This window comes from Undibacterium sp. 14-3-2 (assembly GCF_016595265.1).
GTDB classification, from domain to species: Bacteria; Pseudomonadota; Gammaproteobacteria; order Burkholderiales; family Burkholderiaceae_D; genus Undibacterium; species Undibacterium aquatile.
In genome coordinates this window covers 217,466-235,501 of the sequence record NZ_JAENGS010000001.1, presented here as the reverse complement: position 1 = coordinate 235,501, position 18,036 = coordinate 217,466, and the positions used below count along the sequence as shown (strand labels likewise).

18 protein-coding genes are annotated in these 18,036 nt (G+C 50.8%); 14 read left to right on the top strand and 4 right to left on the bottom strand.

Translation table 11 applies throughout. The annotated features are described in order from the left end of the window. Positions 1-441: 441 nt before the first annotated feature. The 4 genes from Undi14_RS01015 (at position 442) to Undi14_RS01000 (ending at position 3,335) form a co-directional block, all read left to right on the top strand. Positions 442-1,137, top strand: coding sequence for a DUF3334 family protein (locus Undi14_RS01015; RefSeq protein WP_186884006.1), 696 nt, complete (start codon positions 442-444; stop codon positions 1,135-1,137). Between the two features lie 326 nt (positions 1,138-1,463). Next, a complete protein-coding gene (locus Undi14_RS01010; RefSeq protein WP_200177582.1) occupies positions 1,464-2,258 on the top strand; it encodes a tRNA-uridine aminocarboxypropyltransferase in 795 nt (264 codons plus the stop codon). A gap of 93 nt (positions 2,259-2,351) precedes the next feature. Continuing rightward, positions 2,352-2,600 carry a DUF3297 family protein gene (locus Undi14_RS01005; protein ID WP_200177581.1) on the top strand — a complete coding sequence of 83 codons (249 nt, stop codon included), beginning with the start codon at positions 2,352-2,354 and terminating at the stop codon, positions 2,598-2,600. A 117-nt stretch (positions 2,601-2,717) separates the two neighbouring features. Then, positions 2,718-3,335, top strand: coding sequence for a hypothetical protein (locus Undi14_RS01000; protein ID WP_200177580.1), 618 nt, complete (start codon positions 2,718-2,720; stop codon positions 3,333-3,335). Between the two features lie 46 nt (positions 3,336-3,381). On the opposite strand, the gene Undi14_RS00995 is transcribed toward Undi14_RS01000, so the two are convergent. Further along, positions 3,382-4,134, bottom strand: coding sequence for an ABC transporter substrate-binding protein (locus tag Undi14_RS00995; RefSeq protein ID WP_200177579.1), 753 nt, complete (start codon positions 4,132-4,134; stop codon positions 3,382-3,384). A gap of 314 nt (positions 4,135-4,448) precedes the next feature. Here Undi14_RS00995 and Undi14_RS00990 point away from each other — a divergent pair, with 314 nt between their 5' ends. Beyond that, positions 4,449-5,366, top strand: coding sequence for a hypothetical protein (locus Undi14_RS00990; RefSeq protein WP_200177578.1), 918 nt, complete (start codon positions 4,449-4,451; stop codon positions 5,364-5,366). Positions 5,367-5,574: 208 nt separating this feature from the next. Here the strand turns inward: Undi14_RS00990 and Undi14_RS00985 are convergent, their stop codons facing one another. Beyond that, a complete protein-coding gene (locus Undi14_RS00985; RefSeq protein ID WP_200177577.1) occupies positions 5,575-5,907 on the bottom strand; it encodes a hypothetical protein in 333 nt (110 codons plus the stop codon). Positions 5,908-5,983: 76 nt separating this feature from the next. Here Undi14_RS00985 and Undi14_RS00980 point away from each other — a divergent pair, with 76 nt between their 5' ends. The 6 genes from Undi14_RS00980 to Undi14_RS00955 all read left to right on the top strand — a co-directional run bounded on the left by Undi14_RS00980 (position 5,984) and on the right by Undi14_RS00955 (position 12,909). After that, the gene (locus Undi14_RS00980; RefSeq protein ID WP_200177576.1) at positions 5,984-6,574 is read left to right on the top strand and encodes a hypothetical protein; all 591 of its coding nucleotides are present in this window, start codon (positions 5,984-5,986) and stop codon (positions 6,572-6,574) included. Positions 6,575-6,774: 200 nt separating this feature from the next. Next, entirely contained in the window at positions 6,775-7,167 is a 393-nt protein-coding gene (locus Undi14_RS00975; protein ID WP_200177575.1) for an MAPEG family protein, read from the top strand. A gap of 27 nt (positions 7,168-7,194) precedes the next feature. Beyond that, positions 7,195-7,446 (top strand): hypothetical protein, encoded by a 252-nt coding sequence (locus Undi14_RS00970; protein ID WP_200177574.1) that lies wholly within the window; start codon positions 7,195-7,197, stop codon positions 7,444-7,446. Positions 7,447-7,689: 243 nt separating this feature from the next. Then, the gene (locus Undi14_RS00965) at positions 7,690-8,169 is read left to right on the top strand and encodes a low molecular weight protein-tyrosine-phosphatase (protein WP_200177573.1); all 480 of its coding nucleotides are present in this window, start codon (positions 7,690-7,692) and stop codon (positions 8,167-8,169) included. Positions 8,170-8,455: 286 nt separating this feature from the next. Next, positions 8,456-9,658, top strand: a complete 1,203-nt coding sequence (locus Undi14_RS00960) for an efflux RND transporter periplasmic adaptor subunit (protein ID WP_200177572.1) — start codon at positions 8,456-8,458, stop codon at positions 9,656-9,658. Between the two features lie 2 nt (positions 9,659-9,660). Further along, on the top strand, positions 9,661-12,909 hold the full coding sequence (locus Undi14_RS00955) for an efflux RND transporter permease subunit (protein ID WP_200177571.1): 3,249 nt from the start codon (positions 9,661-9,663) through the stop codon (positions 12,907-12,909). A 97-nt stretch (positions 12,910-13,006) separates the two neighbouring features. Here the strand turns inward: Undi14_RS00955 and Undi14_RS00950 are convergent, their stop codons facing one another. After that, entirely contained in the window at positions 13,007-13,996 is a 990-nt protein-coding gene (locus tag Undi14_RS00950; protein WP_200177570.1) for an LLM class flavin-dependent oxidoreductase, read from the bottom strand. Between the two features lie 293 nt (positions 13,997-14,289). On the opposite strand from Undi14_RS00950, the gene Undi14_RS00945 reads away from it, so the two are divergent. Together Undi14_RS00945 and Undi14_RS00940 are read left to right on the top strand one after the other, a co-directional pair. Beyond that, positions 14,290-14,775 (top strand): arsinothricin resistance N-acetyltransferase ArsN1 family B, encoded by a 486-nt coding sequence (locus tag Undi14_RS00945; protein ID WP_190476688.1) that lies wholly within the window; start codon positions 14,290-14,292, stop codon positions 14,773-14,775. 116 nt (positions 14,776-14,891) lie between these two features. Next, the gene (locus Undi14_RS00940; protein ID WP_234030354.1) at positions 14,892-15,797 is read left to right on the top strand and encodes a DNA ligase; all 906 of its coding nucleotides are present in this window, start codon (positions 14,892-14,894) and stop codon (positions 15,795-15,797) included. A gap of 131 nt (positions 15,798-15,928) precedes the next feature. Here Undi14_RS00940 and Undi14_RS00935 read toward each other — a convergent pair whose 3' ends face one another. Further along, positions 15,929-16,444 carry a hypothetical protein gene (locus Undi14_RS00935; protein WP_200177569.1) on the bottom strand — a complete coding sequence of 172 codons (516 nt, stop codon included), beginning with the start codon at positions 16,442-16,444 and terminating at the stop codon, positions 15,929-15,931. Positions 16,445-17,021: 577 nt separating this feature from the next. On the opposite strand from Undi14_RS00935, the gene Undi14_RS00930 reads away from it, so the two are divergent. Next, positions 17,022-17,963 carry a peptidylprolyl isomerase gene (locus Undi14_RS00930; protein ID WP_186884021.1) on the top strand — a complete coding sequence of 314 codons (942 nt, stop codon included), beginning with the start codon at positions 17,022-17,024 and terminating at the stop codon, positions 17,961-17,963. Positions 17,964-18,036: the final 73 nt, after the last annotated feature.

Sequence of the window (18,036 nt, the reverse complement as noted above, 5' to 3'; positions counted from 1 at the left end):
TGGAAATCCGATAAAACCGCCTGCCTTCACAGGCGTTTGCCTGCCCCAAATCGCACAGAAAACGTGAAACATCTGGACGCAGCGTGTACCATTGAATATTCTTATCTATTTCCATGGTACAAGTGTTCTGCGTGCGGCGATTGACGCTGCGCTGAGTTCCCGGTAACACTGCCACGCAGAGGAGAAAATCATGTCTGGCTTCGCCCTGTCACCGCAAACATACTTGCGAGAACCGATGGCAAACCTGCTTAGCCGTATCACCCTGTTTCGTGTGGTATTTACCAGCGAAGCGCGACGGCACGACATTACTCCCAGCGCTGGGCGAAACGATGTGTCTGCGAATGTGTCAGCCAACGTATTGGTCATAGCGCATCGGCGACTGCGCGGACAAAATAACAATAGATAACAATCATTTCAAGAAACCTAATTCAGGAGTTGGTCATGAGTAACGAAGAAAAAAGAGTTGTCTACGGAACAGAAGATCTGTTGACCAGTTTATGCAATTCGGTCACGCGAGTACTGAACGTAGCGACGCAAAGCAAGATTCATTACTCTGCGATGGTGCAAAGAATTACCAAAATCGGTCTGAAGCCGGATATCGGTTGTTTCGTCTTATTTGACGGTGGATTTTCCGGTTTGGTAGTGCTGAATTTTGCTGGCAACGCCGCGTTGGAAATTTACGAAAAATACATGCTCAGCATGGGCATGCCGAAATCAGAACTCGCCTCGTCGTTCAGCTCGGATGAAGTGTCAAATATCCTCGGCGAACTGATGAATCAGATCGTCGGTGATTTTACCGGCAAAATACGCCGGGAACTGCAAACCAACATCACCCAGAATCAGCCAAAAATGCTGGTGCTGAATAAGCAGGTGATGTTGAGCGTGGATACGCCGCTGGATCGCCCTGAAATCCGCCGCGTGTCGTTTTTCACTGAAAACAATAATATTTTCTATCTCGAACTCGCGATTGATCGCACGGAATTCATTAAATTGCATGATTTTGATTCCAGTGAAATCATCGATCCGGATGCCTTGCTGGATATGGAACAAGCCGATCTGAGCAAAGCAGCGCCAGCAGCCGCCGCACCGGTGGTGGATGACGAAAGCGATGAACTGTTACGTTCGTTGGGCATGTAAGCACCGGCGTCTGTGGCTGATCTGCGCCTGATCAACGCAACAGCTGGTTTGAAAAATAAAGAACGTCACGTAACGATATGGCTTACGTGGCGTTTTTTATCGGCAAAACGCATTTTCAGCCAATTTGCTGAAAACACCCCCTAATGTTCATGCGGGTTTCCAAGGCATACCCCTGTATCCCCGCATAGATATTGGCTGTTGGCAGCATCACCCGGCAGAAGTCCATTTAATACGGGGTTTGCAATGTCACGTCGCTCATGCCAAGATACGCGCCCTGTCTGAATGATGAACGAGCGGCAATCGTCTGTCGCACCTGAGTTTCCCTGATGAATACCAATCACCCACCGCATGCTGTCTCCCGCTTACGTACTGCCCGTCTGGCACGCAGCACGCGACCGTTTCTGGCGCGCGGCGGGCCGCATGGCGAGCGTTGCGGCGGCTGCCGCCTGATACTCAGCCATTGCATCTGCGCGCTGCGTCCTGTAGTGCCGACGCGTGCCGGTGTGTGCCTGATCATGGCAGAACATGAAGCACTCAAGCCTAGTAACACGGGTTGGCTGATCGCCGATGTGGTACCCGATACGATGGCATTTGGCTGGGCTCGTACGGAAGTGGATACGGCTTTACTGGCGGTGCTGGCGGATCCGCAATGGCAGCCATATGTGGTGTTTCCCGGTGAATTTGTGGCGCCAGAGCGTGTGATCACGCAATTACTGCCGGAACAAAACGCTTCAGATTCCAGCGAACCCGCAGCCGCAATCTCAAAGAAACGACCGCTGTTCATTTTGCTCGATGCAACCTGGCCGGAAGCCCGCAAAATATTCAAAAAAAGCCCGTATCTGGAACAGTTTCCTGTGCTGAGTCTGTTGCCGGAACAATTGTCACGCTACCGTTTGCGCCGCTCGCGCCGTGATGAACATTTGTGCACATCGGAAGTCGCCGGTTTATGCCTGCAACTGGCGGGCGATGTATTCGCCGCGCAAACGCTCGAAGCGTATCTGGATGTGTTCAGTGAACATTATCTGCGCGCCAAACAGCAATTGAAGGTCGACTGGGACGACGAGTTCCATCAGCGTTTGCGGGCCTTAGCAGCATCGGTAGCATCAACGCCCCAAGCCTGATGACACGATAAAGCTGGCGCGAAATATCCGTCGCTGACAGCAAAATCGACAGCAGCATTGAACAGACTGCGCATCTGGTGGATAATTCGGCCTATGAACGATACTACACAACTCCCCCCATTACCGGATCGCCTGTCGGTTGATCCGCGCAGCCCTTACTACGTCGCCGCCGTGTTTGAACACGAAGTGGGCATCAAGCTCAACGGTAAAGAGCGTCTGGACGTCGAAGAATATTGCATCAGCGAAGGCTGGATCAGCGTGCCAGCGGGCAAGGCGCGTGACCGTAAAGGCAATCCGCTGATGATCAAAGTCAAAGGTCAGGTCGAAGCGTTTTATCGCTGATATCGGCTGCTCAGACGCCACTCTGACGATGGCGTCTGTATCTATCATTACTGCAACTCAAATGAAAAAGTCCCTGTATTCATGCGCTGGTCAGGCCATTTTTGCGCCACAAAGCGCATGAACACAGCAGGCTGGCATCGACTGATGTCATTGTTTTTACTGGCATCGGTCATAACGCTGACTGCCACCGCCTATGCAAATGCAGATGAGCAGACGTTTCCTGTCAGGCTCAGTCGCAACGAACATCTGTTGTTAGAGAAACTGGTCTGTGGCGATCCATTCGGTGTCGGCGTTGCAGAGATTGATGCGCGCGCTTTCAGCGCTCAGGCGGACAAGGCAAATTACGCCGATGTGAAATGCCGTCCGCATGCGCAGCTCAAGACCCAGCCTTTATATTACGTTGCCCAATGCGGGCGCGATGGCAAACAATGGAGTTGTGGCGCGGCAGAGGTGGAAACAATCGTGCCACTGAAAGCGCGCAAGCTGATTGTGCGACCAGGGACAGTGCCACCGCAACGCGCAACGGAAGCAATACAAACCATCAATACCTACGGATATTTTCAGGCGAAATCGCTCGATGCAGCGCTGCAATCGACCTGCAATATGGGCATGGGTGACACAGCGGATCTGGTTGAAATTTCTTGTCGGCGCTGGTCGATCACGGTGTCATTCTGGTGCCCGCAGAAATCACCACAATCGCCCTGCCCACGTGTGATTTATATGGGAGAACGCTGAGTGTTTTTGCTCAGAATAGCGTAGCCTGTGCCGTTGTCAGTAAGGCTTAATCGAGCGCGTTTGCTTTCATGATGCGGTTTAATTCACCGTTACGCACAAGTTTGCTGAAGGCATTATCGATCTGTGCCATCACTTCTTTGGGAACCATTTTTCCACCCGCTATATACGCTGGGCTGGGGTCGAGAATGACGGGCAACAACCGGATATCCGGATGGCTTTTTGGAGAGTAGGCACCGCTCTTAAAAAAAGAATCGCGGTGATAAAAAAATCTGCCGCGACCTGCTTCCAGTTTGATCAGATTCTGTTCGGCGGTCGGTGTGCCGCTATCGAGGATAATGCCTAACTGCTGCAAGCGTTCGACCTCGGCATGCCCTTGCATGATCAGCACTTTGCCAGCCTTGCCCAATTTTTTCACGTCGTTCCAGTTATTCACAACAACATCATCACCGACTCTGACTGCCAGCCGATAGCCCGTCGTGTGCAAACCCTGTTTCAGAAACTGCATACCGGCAGCTTCGCGCGACGCATTCTTTCTGGCGCCACAGATAATGTCACGCCGCCCTGCACTGAGCTCATATTCGATACGGCGTATCGGCATAGGATCGTCATCCAGCACAAAATGCAACTGCGGATCAATTGCCTCTATCGCACGATAGACGTCAACACATGGTCCTTTCCAGCCGCTTTCAGTTTTCACGTTATATGGCGCAGCACTTTCCCATATCGCTACGCGTAAATCCGTTGCAGATGCTTGCCATGCGCAAAACAATCCAAGTAAGCAAAACACTTGTTTCTTCATACATTGAAGTCGGTCAGTGGCGATAAATATTGAACTCACATTTAACCACATCTTGACCGCATCCCCGTGCGCAAGAAACCACGATACACGCGTTTATTTCGTTTTCGATCTGTAAGAAGAATTTTGTGATACAGGCTCGACCAAAAAAGAGAATTAAAGTTAACAAATTCATTCGTGTCAGATATTCTTTAGTCAACCAGGATAAATCTGTTGATCACTACGGTACGCAAAATCAGACTCAAATCTGAGTATCGTTGCCGAATCATTTTCTAGCATTCCCTTTTCACCATTGAGTAATTTTCTTCCAATATTTTATGACGCCATATTTGTTTTCATTCCAACACAAGCTGACGCTCATATTTTTAGTGGCGATACTCAGTGCGAGTGGTGCGTTTTCGCAAACGCTGGAACAGCAATCCGCCGAGCTGGATAACATTGCAAACGCCGCGACTGAAACAACATCGACTAAAGCAATCGCAATGGCAAATGCTTTCGATCGCCTTATGCTTCCGTTTCTGGATGCAGAAAAAATAAAATTAACCACGCCATCTGATTTAAAAATTCTTTTTCGCGCGGCAGACATGACCGCTTTTTATACCGCTGAAACGAAATATGTAGAATATCTGCAGCGTATTTCCGAGGTGTCAGAAGAGCGCAAACTGATCACTGAAGAACACTATACAAAGTTATATTTCGCGCTCTTGCAGGTCAGAATGTTGAAAGAGGCAGACGCACTTTTGGCACGGCACAAACTATCAGTGAATGACGCTTTGCCTGCATATCGGGAAGAGCCTGATTTATCCGCTCAGATGCCAACGGAGTGGCTGATTGAAGCAAACAGCTTATCTTTATTACGAAGAAATGTTGACATCAATCAGGGCGCAAAAATTATTGTGGTATCCAGCCCAGGATGCCATTTTTCCAGAAATGCGGTACGCGATATTTCGCAAGATCCCGCCTTGATGACTGTGTTTCGCGAACATGGAAAATGGCTGGTTCCGCAAATGCGCCACAGCTACTTTCACGACATCCAGAAGTGGAATCGTTCTTTTCCCAACTTTCAAATGACCATGGTTTATCAAGGACAGGAATGGAAAGACATTGACCATTGGGGAACGCCGACTTTTTATTTTTTTAAAGATGGAAAACTCAGCAGCAAAGTTACCGGCTGGCCGGAACAGGGAAATATAAAAGAACTGAAAAATTCACTGAAAAAAATCGGATTGCTTTGAGAATGAATTGGAATCAAAACAGATGAAATTTTTTCTCATCGTTCGCAGGCACTATTCTGTTAAAGAAAAAATTTTAAAAATACAGATCAGAAAATTTCTGCTTTGAATTATGTATTTTCATCACGATGATAATTACGTATCACGGATGCTTTGATCAAACAAAAACGGCGCATATCAGATGATATGCGCCGTTTTTGTTTGAGCTGAATTATTTAGCTGGAGCTGTCTTCGCTGCGTCTGCTTTGACTTCAGTTTTCACTTCTGATTTTGCATCGGCTTTAACTTCTGCCTTCGCTTCTTTTTTCGCATGTTTTACATGCTTTACTTTTTTCTCTGCGGTTGCACTGGCTGCTTTTGCTTCTACTACCGGTGCTGGCGGTGTCACTTTTGTTTCCACTTTTGTTTCCGCTTTCGCTTCGGCTTTTACTGCAGCAGCTGGTGCACTTGCTTTGGCAGAAGCAGCTGGAGCTGCTGGTGTTTGGGCGAACGCTGTACCCATTGCGAAAGTAGTTGCGATGATAGCGGCGATAACTTGTTTCATGATAGGTCCTGTTCTTTCGTTGAGTTTGCTTTGCGTAGTCAATCTACGTAAGCTAATAACGCGGCCTTGCTACATTGTGTTGACAGGATTTTTAAAAAAATTGATGTATCTATTTTTTTATTTTCCCGTATTTTTATATCTGTTTTTCAGCTACGAAGAATGCAGTATGTTTTTATCGTGTATAAAAAAACCGGCGCACATCAATGATGTTACGCCGGTCTTTTACCTCATTTCAGAGGCAACAAAATCAAACCATTATTTTGCTGGTGTCGTCTTTGTTGTATCTGTTTTTGCTTCTGCTTTTGCATCTGCTTTGACTTCTGTGTTCGCTTCTTTTTTCATGTGTTTTACATGCTTAGATTTTTTTTCTGCCGATGGTACTGACGCTTTTGTTTCTGCTGCTGCGCTGGCAGGTTTTGCTTCTGCAACCGCGGCGGCTGGCGGCGCTACTTTTGTTTCGGCTTTCGCTTCGGCTTTTACAGCGGCGGCTGGCGCACTTGCTTTGGCAGGAGCAGCTGGGGCTGCAGGTGTCTGGGCGAACGCTGTACCCATTGCGAAAGTAGTTGCGATGATAGCGGCGATAACTTGTTTCATGATAGGTCCTGTTCTTTCGTTGAGTTTATTTTGCGTAGTCAATCTACGTAAGCCAAGAACGCAGCCCGCTTGATTTCTGTTGACACGATATTTGCCGCAGAATTGTAGCGAATTGTTACCTCGTCAAATTAACGGAAATTTATTTCCTTTTTTCAATGCATGCTCTTACTGGGTTCATCTTATGCTGCACGCTGTGACGTTTTACCGAAACAGGACTACTATCTGTCGCACATCACGTGTGACTCATCTCAAAATTCAGAAAGAGGAAATTTAATGACTTTAGCAAATTGGTGTGTACTGGCGGCATGTCTGTTACCCATCATCGCGGTTGGGTTGGCAAAGGCAGGGTCGGCGAAACTGAAGCGAGAAGAAGGTCGCTATAACAACCAGCAACCACGTGTATGGGCGCAGCAGTTACAAGGCTGGCGACAACGCGCGAATGCCGCACAACAAAATGGCTGGGAAGCCTTGCCTTTGTTTATTGCAGCAGTCGTTCTCGCGCAGCAAGCGCATGCAGATCAGGGACGCATTGATACGCTTGCGATGATATTTATCGGTCTGCGGCTGATCTACGTCGCGACATACCTGGCAAATATGAGCAATCTGCGCAGTCTGGTCTGGACAGCCGGCATTGCGGTAAATATCGCAATCTTACTGATGTCTTGAAACGTCTTTCAATCACAGGAACAGATAATGGATGAACAGGAATTACAGGCAACTTTATTCAGTATGTTGCCGACACCTGCGTATATTTTTGGCGCGCTTCTTTTTGGCATCGTCGGCTTTGCAGCGTATCGCTACGGCAAAAAGATGGAACAGACGAAGTGTAAATGGCTGGGAATTGCGCTGATGCTCTACCCTTACCTCACCGGCAGCGATACGCGCTGGCTGTATGCCACTGGCACGGTACTATGCGCGGCCTTATACATTTACCGTAACGAATAAGCAGGCGAGAGCAAACATGCTGCGATAAGTCGTAGTGATTTGCGGCATTCTTTTTTCTTCCGTGCATTCTGGCAACGCTCAGGAATTTATTTCGCGGGACATCATTCCGCCTCAACGCAGGAACAGATAAATTTATAAATCGTTGACATTTACCCGCCCGGTGAACCGCTTTTTCCCTTTCCCAGCGTGTTAACATCAGTCCCCCGCTAGTTACAAATAGCAGCTATTGGCCGTTGCGCTAAGATGAACACTCCTAAAGTCACCTCTATTCTCTTCATTTGCATGGGGAATATCTGCCGCTCTCCGACGGCGGAGGGAGTGTTTCGCGCCAAAGCGAAAGCGGCGGGGATATCAGAACAATTAGTTATCGATTCCGCCGGAACACATGCGTATCACATCGGTGAACCGCCTGATGCGCGCTCACATGGTTTTGCGGTCAAACGTGGCTTTGATTTGTCACAGCAGCGGGCACGCCAGATAAAAGCGGAAGATTTCGTTAACTTCGATCTGCTGCTGGCGATGGATAAAAGTAATCTCGCCCTACTTCAGGCGGCGTGCCCTGAACCCTATCAGCATAAGCTGGATCTGTTGATGCATTACGCTCAACATACTCAGGCGGAAGAAGTGCCCGACCCATATTATGGCGGCGTGAGCGGCTTTGATCTGGTGCTGGATTACATTGAAGACGCATCCGAAGGGCTGGTTGCCCGTTTGCAAAAGTAAGCCTCAAAGACTTTTTACAGACTGATCGCCACAAATAGCCTGTTGTATGGACGTTCCGTGCATTCCGGGCACAGCATCACCGTATTTGAAATCCTCCCGTCTGTCCCAAATACGTCGCTGGTATTTCACGTTGCTTCATCTCTGAATGCATTTCATCCCCTGAAATTAGCATTTCATCCATCAAAAAAGGCAACTTAAATCCTTGCCTCTTGTCCAAGCACGGCGACTTCGGAATACTTCCGGTTCAGTATCATCCCGTCCCTCTCACTTGCGCAAGAGACCTCTCATGTTACGAAAAACACTTATTGTCCTCGCTATTGCCTCAACGCTCGCCGCTTGCAGCAATAAAGAAGCAGAAAAACCAAAAAATGCGGCTTCTGCCAGCAGCGCCACAAGCAAAGCGGATAAACAGGATACCGCGGCAGCGCCAAAACTGATCATCGCTCCGGAAGACATCATGAAGGTGCAAAGCAATGCGCTGGCATCCGGCCCAGTCGTTACCGGTTCAATTCAGCCTGAACGTAAAGCAGATCTGCGGGCAGAAGTGTCCACGATCGTGCTTCAGGTACTGAAAGAGAACGGGGATGTCGTCAAGCGTGGAGATGTACTGGTCAGACTCGATGAAACTTCTATCCGGGAAAATCTGAATTCAGCCGAAGACAATGCGCGCAGCGCAGCGCTCGCACTGGATCAGGCAGATCGCGCGCTGCAAAGGCTCAAGACACTGCGGGCCTCAGGAATGACCTCGTTACAGGCGCTCGATGAGGCGGAAGTCAAAGTCAACGCGGCACGCAGCGAATTATCCGCGTCCCGCGCCCGTGCCAGTACCGCGCGCCAGCAATTACAACGCACAATCGTGCGGGCACCGTTTGACGGTGTCGTCAGCGAACGCAAAGTCTCTGCCGGCGATACCGCAGCAATTGGAAAAGAACTGGTCAAAGTCATCGACCCGACCAGTATGCGTTTTACCGGGCGCGTTTCTGCCGACAAAATTGCCCAGGTCAGAATCGGTCAGCCAGTCAGCTTCCGCATCAACGGTTATGGCGGTCAGGAATTCCGCGGCAAGGTAACTCGTGTTGACCCGGCGGCGAACGATGTCACGCGTCAGGTGGAGGTGCTGGTGGCGTTTGCCGACAGTAATCAGCCGCGCGTATCGGGCCTGTACGCCGAAGGCAATATCGAATCCACGACAGTGAATGCCCTCACGCTACCGGAAGGCGCATTAGTGAAAGCGGGAGATAAATCCTATGCCTGGCGGATTAATGGAAAAGCCCTGAAACGGGTTGATCTGAATATAGGAAAACGCGATCAGCGCACTGGTCACTACGAAGTGCGCAGCGGGCTGGCTGAGGGTGATGTCGTCATGCGTAGCCCGAATTCCAGCTTCAGAGACGGACAGGCAATCGAAATGGCAACAACACCAAAAGTCGACGTGGCGATCGGTGGGAATCTGCCGGCATCGACCACTATCTCCAGCGGAGGCAACTGATTATGTTTTTATCTGATTTCAGTATCAAGCGACCGATCGCCACCATCGTGATGATCATCGCCCTGATGGCACTGGGTTTGCTGGCACTCAGCAAATTGCGGGTCAATCAGAATCCGGACGTCGAAGTTCCCGGCTTATCGGTGATCATCACTTATCCCGGCGCTTCGCCAGATACGGCAGAACGTGAAATTATCAACCGTCTTGAAAAGTCGCTGCAAAGCGTACAGGGTGTGAAAGCCCTGTATTCGTCGGCAAACGAGGGCTTTGCTGAATTCGACATTGAATTCGTGTTTAAAAAGAACATGATCGAAGCCAGTGATGATGTGCGCAATGTGATTTCTGCGGTGCGCTACAAAATGCCGACAGAAATGCGTGAACCTGTCATCAAACGCTGGGATCCATCGGCTCAACCTATCATCAACATGGCGCTGTCTTCAAGCAAACTGAGCCATGCCGAAATTTCGCGGATGGCGGAAGATCTGCTGGCCGATAAATTCCGTGCAGTTCCCGGTGTTGCCACAGTGGTTGTAAATGGCTCGCTGAAACGCGAATTATCGGTTTTACTCCGTGCTGAAAAACTGCGCGAATTTAACGTGTCTGTCGGCGAAGTCGTGAATGCTCTGCGCAATCAGAATACCAACGCACCGGTCGGAAAAATTCGCGGCAAGCTGGATGAAGAAAGCATACGTCTGGTCGGACGCATCGAGTCACCAGAAGAATTTCAGGGCATCGTCGTCAAACGGAATGGCGATCAGATCGTGCGTCTTGCGCAGGTCGCTACTATTGAAGACAGCTTTGCCGACATCAATGGTTTAAGCATACGCAGCGGCAAACCGAATGTCGGTATGCAAATCACGAAATCGCGCGAAGCAAGCACGGTCAGCGTTGCGACCGCCGTGCGCGAAATGGTGAAAGAAATTAATGGCGGTTTTGAAAAAGATCAGCCAGGCACCAAGCTTGAAATCACGCGCGATGGCGGTAAAGATGCACAGAACAGCCTGAATAACGTGATTGAATCGCTGGTACTCGGTGCCGGTCTGACGATTTTTGTGGTGTATGCATTCCTCAATTCATGGCGTTCCACGCTGATTACCGCACTCAGCTTACCAACCTCGGTGGTCGCGGCTTTTATCGCGGTATGGTTGTGTGGCTTCACCCTGAATTTCATGACCCTGCTTGGTCTGTCACTGGCGATTGGTGTACTGATCGATGATGCGATCGTGGTGCGTGAAAACATTGTGCGGCACATGCAGATGGGGTCAGACCGCCGCACGGCAGCGCTGGAAGGCACCGCAGAAATCGGTCTGGCGGTGGCAGCAACCACATTTTCGATTATTGCGGTATTTATTCCTGTCGCCTTTATGCCGGGGATGCCGGGTGAATGGTTCCGGCCTTTCGCGCTGACTGTGACCTGCTCGGTATTAGTCAGTCTGGGTATTTCATTCACACTGGATCCGATGTTGTCGGCCTACTGGGGCGATCCACCAGATCATCACACCGCGCCGAAAAAAGGTTTGGGAAAAATACTGGCACGTTTCAATGACTGGTTTGATCATCAGGCTGACCGTTATGGCCGTGTGATTGCCTGGGCTTTACATCATCGCCGCTGGATGGGCACGATTGCGCTGGTCAGCCTGATTACGGCTCTCGGTCTGCAAGTCAAATGGGGCGGCACCAGCTTTTTGCCGACCGCAGATTCCGGCAACCTGATGATAGAAGTGCGTACACCGGCTTCTTCTTCTCTGGAATATGCACGCCTGAAAATGGAAAGAGCAGCCGCCATTGCGCGCACAATCGCAGAGACCAAAGACACTAATAGTAATATCACACCGTCGGGTGGTCGTATCTATGTCGACATCGGTAAGCGAACTGAACGCAAACGCAGCGCCAAAGAAATTGCGGTTGAATTGCGGAATAAAATCAAACCCCTGGTCGGTGCGGAATACACTGTTCTGGATGATCTGAACAACGGTGCACGGAAACCGGTGCAGATAGAATTTACCGGCCCGGATTCACGCAAGCTGCTGGAAATTACCAGTGCTTATATGGAAAAACTGCAGAACGTGCCGGGCGCGGTCGATATCGGCTTGTCTCAGCAAGATCCGAAAAAAGAACTGAAGATAGAACTGAACCGTGGTCTGGCAAATTCTATGGGCATTTCTTCGAATGATGCAGCACAAGCTTTGCGCGTTGCATTTGCCGGGATAGAAGTCGGTGACTGGGTCGATCCTACCGGTGAAACCCGCGACGTTGCGGTGCGCCTGCATCCGGATGACCGTGTCAGCAAAGAAAACATCGAACGCCTGCCGATCGCCATCACCGGAACTAACCAGATGGTGCCGCTGGATCAGATCGCCAGTATCAGCATGGGCAAAGGGCCGTCGGGCATTGAGCACAGCAACGGCAAGCGGACGATCACCGTTTCTGCCAATGCACAGGGTCGCTCGAACGGTGAAGTGATTGCCGATGCCAAGAAACTGGCGGAGTCGTTCAACTATCCGCCAGGCTACGGTCTGAACATTACCGGTTCGGGTCAGGATCAGGAAGAAGTGTTCGGCGCGATGATGATTGCATTGTTGTCCGGTATCGGTCTGATGTATCTGATTCTGGTGATGCAGTTCGGCTCATTCACCGCGCCGCTGGGCGTGATGCTGTCGCTGCCTTTATCGCTGATCGGTGTCGTTCTGGCCTTGTTGATCACCGGCAGCACGATCAATCTGATGAGTCTGATCGGCGTCATCATGCTGATGGGTCTGGTGGCCAAAAATGCGATTCTGTTGCTCGATGCGGCACGTAAAAATGAAGCCGAAGGCATGAACCGCGAAGAAGCGCTGATGCAGGCTGGTCGCGTGCGTCTGCGTCCGATTCTGATGACAACGTTCGCACTGATCGCCGGTATGATGCCGGTCGCTCTGGGGCTGGGTGAAGGCGGTGAATTTTACCGTCCGCTGGCAATCGCCATTATCGGCGGCACCATCACCTCAACCTTGCTGACCTTGCTGGTCGTACCGACTTTCTACGACAGCATAGAAATTGCGAAAGATCGCATGATGGACAAGATGCATGCGCGCGGCACCCGTTATCATCCATCGCTGGCATTTATCGTCACCATGCTGGAAGCATTTTTCACGCTGACCTTTGTCCGCCTGATCTATCGCAGTCTGCTTAAATTGTGGCGGCTCATCAGTGGGCGCAAAACCAGCACTGGCGTTGCCACAGTGAGCCTGTCCGGTGCAGATCAGGTGAAATAAAGGACAAGCTGCAGCAGTTATCCCCGTGCTGGGGTTTTCTCCTAAGTATCCTCCAGCATTTTTTACAGCCTGCCAACCGAAAGTTGGCAGGCTTTTTTTATGACAAGGCAGAACTTATTGTTGCCACGATTTCATACGAATGCAGACGTGCCTGATGCTCAAAAATATTCGAGGCGATCATCAGTTCATCGGCACCGGTGCGGGAAATGAAATCACGCATCTGCTGTGTGACCGTCGCGGGTGAACCGATGGCTGAACAGGCCAGAATCTGGTTCAGCAATGCGCGCTCGCCTTCACCCAGTTGTTGCATGAAATTTTCTACTGGCGGTGGAATCTTCGCCGGTCTGCCACTACGTAAATTGACGAAAGCCTGCTGCGCCGAGCTTGCCAGCAAATGCGCCTGGTCATCGGTATCGGCGGCAAACACATTGAATCCCAGCATCACATACGGCTTTGCCAGATACGCCGACGGCCGGAACGTGGCACGATAAATTTCCACGGCCTGCATCATCTGCTGCGGCGCGAAATGCGAGGCAAACGCATACGGCAAGCCCATCGCTGCCGCGAGTTGCGCGCCATACAGGCTGGAGCCGAGTATCCACACCGGCACATGCAAACCAGCCCCCGGTACCGCCTTCACGGCAGAGTGCGGCTCATCAGAAAAGTAATCGAGCAATTCCGCCACATCTTGCGGAAATTCATCGGCATCTGAACTCAGGTTACGTCGCAAAGCCCGTGCAGTACGCTGATCGGAACCCGGCGCACGACCCAGGCCAAGATCAATGCGACCCGGAAACAGCGATTCCAGCGTGCCGAATTGTTCGGCAATGACTAAAGGCGGGTGATTCGGCAACATGATGCCGCCAGCGCCCACGCGGATAGTCCGCGTACCGCCAGCCACGTGCGCAATGAGAACGGCAGTGGCGGCGCTGGCAATGCCAGGCATGCCGTGATGTTCTGCCAGCCAGAAACGGTGATACGCCCAGCGTTCGGCATGTTGTGCCAGATCGAGTGAATTTTTAAAGGATTGCGCAGGTTCCGTCCCTTGTGCAATCGGGGAAAGATCAAGAATAGAAAGAAGAGCCATATCGTCTGCCTGTGACGCAAAGCTTGTGGCGGGCGATTCCCGGACTCAGACAAGCAATGCTTGGGATGCCTATTATCAGCGAAGTCTGTTTTGCCTGCTGCGAACAGCCGGAACAGAGATGACAAAGAACCAATATGATGTAAAAACCACAAGACAAAATGATAAATAAATATCATAATCAATTCGATTTTTGAGGCTTTTTGCGAATAAGGATGAGAAACACGAATAAGCCCTTATGTTTCTTCCTCCAATAAGAGCCCTTGCCGCACATTGATTTTGTTAAAGGATGAATTGTGATCCGTTTAGCCAACGCTGACGATGCCGCTGCAATCTGCGCCATTTATAACCGCTATGTTCTGAACACGACCATCAGCTTCGAAGACACCACCGTGCGCGCACCAGCTATGGCAGAACGTATCGCTGCCGTATTTGCAGCGGGTTTGCCGTGGTACGTCTGCGAGGAAGATGACGTCATTCTGGGTTACGCTTACGCCAGCCCTTGGCGAACCCGCCATGCTTACCGGTTTTCGGTTGAAATATCCGCCTACATCAGCCCTGAACGCAAACAAAGCGGCATCGGCTCGCAACTGTATGTGCATCTGATCGACGATCTGCAACAACGTGGCATGCATTCAGTCATCGCGGGTATCTCCCTGCCGAACCCGGCCAGCGTGGCGCTGCATGAAAAATTTGGTATGACAAAGGTCGCCCACTTCAAGGAAGTCGGCTTTAAGTTTGGCCGCTGGATTGATGTTGGTTACTGGGAAAAGCAGCTATGAATAAGAGCCAATCAGCCTGATGGCGATGCTGCACTCTGGTCAGTACTCTGTGTCCGTTCTCAGTCTTCTCATTTTTCACTGATTTCACTGATGATTCATTCGACAGAAAGCTCATTATGCGTTGCAATCCTCTGCCTTCACGTTTGCCTCTGCCCCGGTTACGCGCGCTCGTTCTGAGTCTGTGCCTCGCTGGTGTCGTTACGCCAATGGCATTGCTGCCAGATAGCGCCATCGCGGCTACCGACATCGACACACCGGCGATACTGCTGGCGCGCAATTACCATGCGAAAGTGAATCCGGCGGCGTATCTGGTCAGTGAAAAACTCGATGGTGTGCGGGCGATCTGGGATGGTAAGCAATTGCGCTTTCGCAGTGGCCGCCTGATACAAGCACCGGCGTGGTTCATTGCCGCCCTGCCGGCACATCCGCTGGATGGTGAATTATGGATGGGGCGACGCCGGTTTGAAGCCTTGTCTGCAGCAGTCCGGCGGCAGATTCCTGACGAGGCAGAATGGCGGCAAATCAGCTATCAGATTTATGAATTACCCGAAGGCAGCGGCAGTTTCAGCGAACGTCTGGTCACGCTCAGAAATAGCGTTGCACGCAGCCAGGTGCCTTGGTTGCAGGTATTGCCGCAGCAGCGCGTCGGCGACCACGCCGAACTGCAGGCACTGTTGAAAAAAATCATCAGCGAGGGAGCGGAAGGCCTGATGCTGCATCAGGCGGATGCCGTCTGGCAGACCGGCCGCTCGGATGTGCTGCTGAAACTCAAATTACATCTGGATGCAGAAGCCGTGGTCATCGGCCATGAACCGGGGCGCGGAAAATATCAGGGTTTGTTGGGTGCCTTACTGGTGCAAACGCCGGAAGGTCAGCGCTTCCGGCTCGGCAGCGGCCTGAGCGACGTGCAACGGCAATCACCACCCGCCATCGGCAGCACGGTCACTTATCGTTATCGCGATCTGAGTGCGAATGGCATACCGAAATTTGCGACCTTCCTGCGTGTCAGGGACAGTGAATAAGCAGTCCGCGCAATAAAAAAATCAAACTCCTTGATAAATAAGGCTCGCAGCCGACTATTGGGCTGCGAGCCTTATTCTATGCGGGCATGTATTCCGGGAAAAATGAATATCCGTAAAAAAATCTGCAAAAATCAGTTGTAAGGCTGCGTTTCATGTAAAGAACAGGCTTGCACTTTCGCGCCGAAAAAATTCGCCTGTAACTGAAATGCCTGCAAAATTCTTTGCCTGCCAGCAGCATCGGCAGGCAAGGCAAACACCACTTTCAAAAACTGCTGCTCGGTGCCGCTGACGGTTTTACCAATGTCCGCGGCCAGTAAATCCTGTTCCAGTAAAGCCTGCGGCACGGGCGGCAAGGCTTCCTGCGCCGCGCGCATCGCGGCCAGCACTTCTGCTTCTGTCACCGTCAATGCGTCATCCGTGGTCTGAAATTTTTTGACGCCGCCGATATTCACGGCAACGCCACCTGTCACTTCAAATTCTGTCGGTGAAATCCGCTCGTAATGAAAGGCCTCCCAGCCCGGCACACCGCGCTTACGCTGCGCGACTTGCGCCATCGCCGCCGCTGCGGTGCCGCCGCCATTAATCATGCCGACCGGCAGCATCCCGGCGAGATTGTCGGGAACCGTATCTTTGCTGGTATCACTCATGGTGCATGCTCACTGTATAGAATCAGCTTGCATTGTATGCTGCCTGCCGCGCAGTTGGAAAACAATACGCCGTGAAATGGACGTATTTATCTGCATTTCTGTGCCGTTGGCAGAACATTGCTCAAAGAAGAAAATCCTGAGAAAGTCATGAAAAATGAATAACCAGAACTCATTTCATCAATATGGGTGAGATGCGTTTGTCTCATAACGTGGGCTGGCAAGGCGGACGAGGCAGTCAATAGCGGTGCTATTGATAACGAGTCCAACGCAGTCCGGCACGCATTATGAGGCAAACCCTCCGGGAGCTGGCGATTCGGGCGCATTGCAGCGTTGCGCCGCTTGCTAAGGCACCAGCCTTAGCTGCGCGACGACGCCTTGCACTGCATCCCGAATCGCCTTGCTCGCACTCATCCCTATTGATGAAATGAGTTCTACAACTCACCACGCATTGCGGGTAAAATTCAGCGGCAATTTTATTTTGGAAGCATCAGACATTATCGTCTGCTGCAAAATCGTGATAATGCTGCGTCGCAGCTGAAACGAATTTCAACCGCAGTTCACATTTAAGGAAATTTTCATGTCGATCAAATCCCGTGTAGTTTTGGGTAGCGCTATTGCTCTGTTCGCGCTCAGCGCTTGTAATGATAAGGATAAAGCCGCTTCAGCGTCAGCCCCGGCTTCTGCCGCTGCGGAAAGCAAAGAAGCAGTCGCCGCGACTGTAAATGGCACGCCTATCAGCAAAAAACAATTGGATCAGATCATGCAGCAGCAGGCAGCGCAAGGCATGCCGGATAATCAAGAAACACGCAAAATGGTGATCGACCAATTGGCAATGCAAATTCTGGTCGCGCAGGAAGCGACGAACAAAGGTCTGGATAAAGTACCTGAAGTGAAAGAACAACTGGACATGGCGCGTTTGTCTATCCTCGCCAATTCCTACGTTAAAGACTACATGAAAACCGCGACCGTCAGCGATGAAGCACTGAAAGCGGAATACGATAAATTCAAAACTACTGCCGGCGGCACAGAATTTAAGGCGCGCCATATTCTGGTCGCCAGCGAAGAAGAAGCCAAAGACATCATCGCCAAAATCAAGAAAGACGTGAAAGCATTCGACGGTCTGGCAAAAGCAAAATCACAAGACCCTGGTTCCAAAGGCAAAGGCGGCGATCTGGGCTGGTTTAATCCACGCAGCATGGTGCCGGAATTCGGTGAAGCCGTCGCGAAACTGGAAAAAGGGAAATTCACTGAAACACCAGTCAAATCCCAATTTGGTTACCACGTCATCATTCTCGATGACAGTCGCCCATTGGCAGTGCCTGCGCTGGACGATGTCAAAGCACCTCTGACTCAGCAATTGCAACAGCAAAATCTGAAAAAGACTTTTGATGATCTGAAAGCCAAAGCAAAAATTGAAATCACCGCTGTAGTGCCAGCCGCGCCAGCTTCCGCTGCGGCAGCCAGCCCAGCTGCAACACCAGCACCGGTTGCAGCGCCAGCAGAAGCAGCAAAGAAATAATTGCGACACTCTGGTCAGCGATAAAAAAAACCGCCATTTTGGCGGTTTTTTTTATTCCTTCATATCGCAACAA

Coding starts and splice junctions, on each gene's coding strand:
- Undi14_RS01015 (WP_186884006.1), top strand. CDS start 442: ATGAGTAACGAAGAAAAAAGAGTTGTCTACGGAACAGAAGATCTGTTG.
- Undi14_RS01010 (WP_200177582.1), top strand. CDS start 1,464: ATGAATACCAATCACCCACCGCATGCTGTCTCCCGCTTACGTACTGCC.
- Undi14_RS01005 (WP_200177581.1), top strand. CDS start 2,352: ATGAACGATACTACACAACTCCCCCCATTACCGGATCGCCTGTCGGTT.
- Undi14_RS01000 (WP_200177580.1), top strand. CDS start 2,718: ATGAACACAGCAGGCTGGCATCGACTGATGTCATTGTTTTTACTGGCA.
- Undi14_RS00995 (WP_200177579.1), bottom strand. CDS start 4,134: ATGAAGAAACAAGTGTTTTGCTTACTTGGATTGTTTTGCGCATGGCAA.
- Undi14_RS00990 (WP_200177578.1), top strand. CDS start 4,449: ATGACGCCATATTTGTTTTCATTCCAACACAAGCTGACGCTCATATTT.
- Undi14_RS00985 (WP_200177577.1), bottom strand. CDS start 5,907: ATGAAACAAGTTATCGCCGCTATCATCGCAACTACTTTCGCAATGGGT.
- Undi14_RS00975 (WP_200177575.1), top strand. CDS start 6,775: ATGACTTTAGCAAATTGGTGTGTACTGGCGGCATGTCTGTTACCCATC.
- Undi14_RS00970 (WP_200177574.1), top strand. CDS start 7,195: ATGGATGAACAGGAATTACAGGCAACTTTATTCAGTATGTTGCCGACA.
- Undi14_RS00965 (WP_200177573.1), top strand. CDS start 7,690: ATGAACACTCCTAAAGTCACCTCTATTCTCTTCATTTGCATGGGGAAT.
- Undi14_RS00960 (WP_200177572.1), top strand. CDS start 8,456: ATGTTACGAAAAACACTTATTGTCCTCGCTATTGCCTCAACGCTCGCC.
- Undi14_RS00955 (WP_200177571.1), top strand. CDS start 9,661: ATGTTTTTATCTGATTTCAGTATCAAGCGACCGATCGCCACCATCGTG.
- Undi14_RS00950 (WP_200177570.1), bottom strand. CDS start 13,996: ATGGCTCTTCTTTCTATTCTTGATCTTTCCCCGATTGCACAAGGGACG.
- Undi14_RS00940 (WP_234030354.1), top strand. CDS start 14,892: ATGCGTTGCAATCCTCTGCCTTCACGTTTGCCTCTGCCCCGGTTACGC.
- Undi14_RS00935 (WP_200177569.1), bottom strand. CDS start 16,444: ATGAGTGATACCAGCAAAGATACGGTTCCCGACAATCTCGCCGGGATG.
- Undi14_RS00930 (WP_186884021.1), top strand. CDS start 17,022: ATGTCGATCAAATCCCGTGTAGTTTTGGGTAGCGCTATTGCTCTGTTC.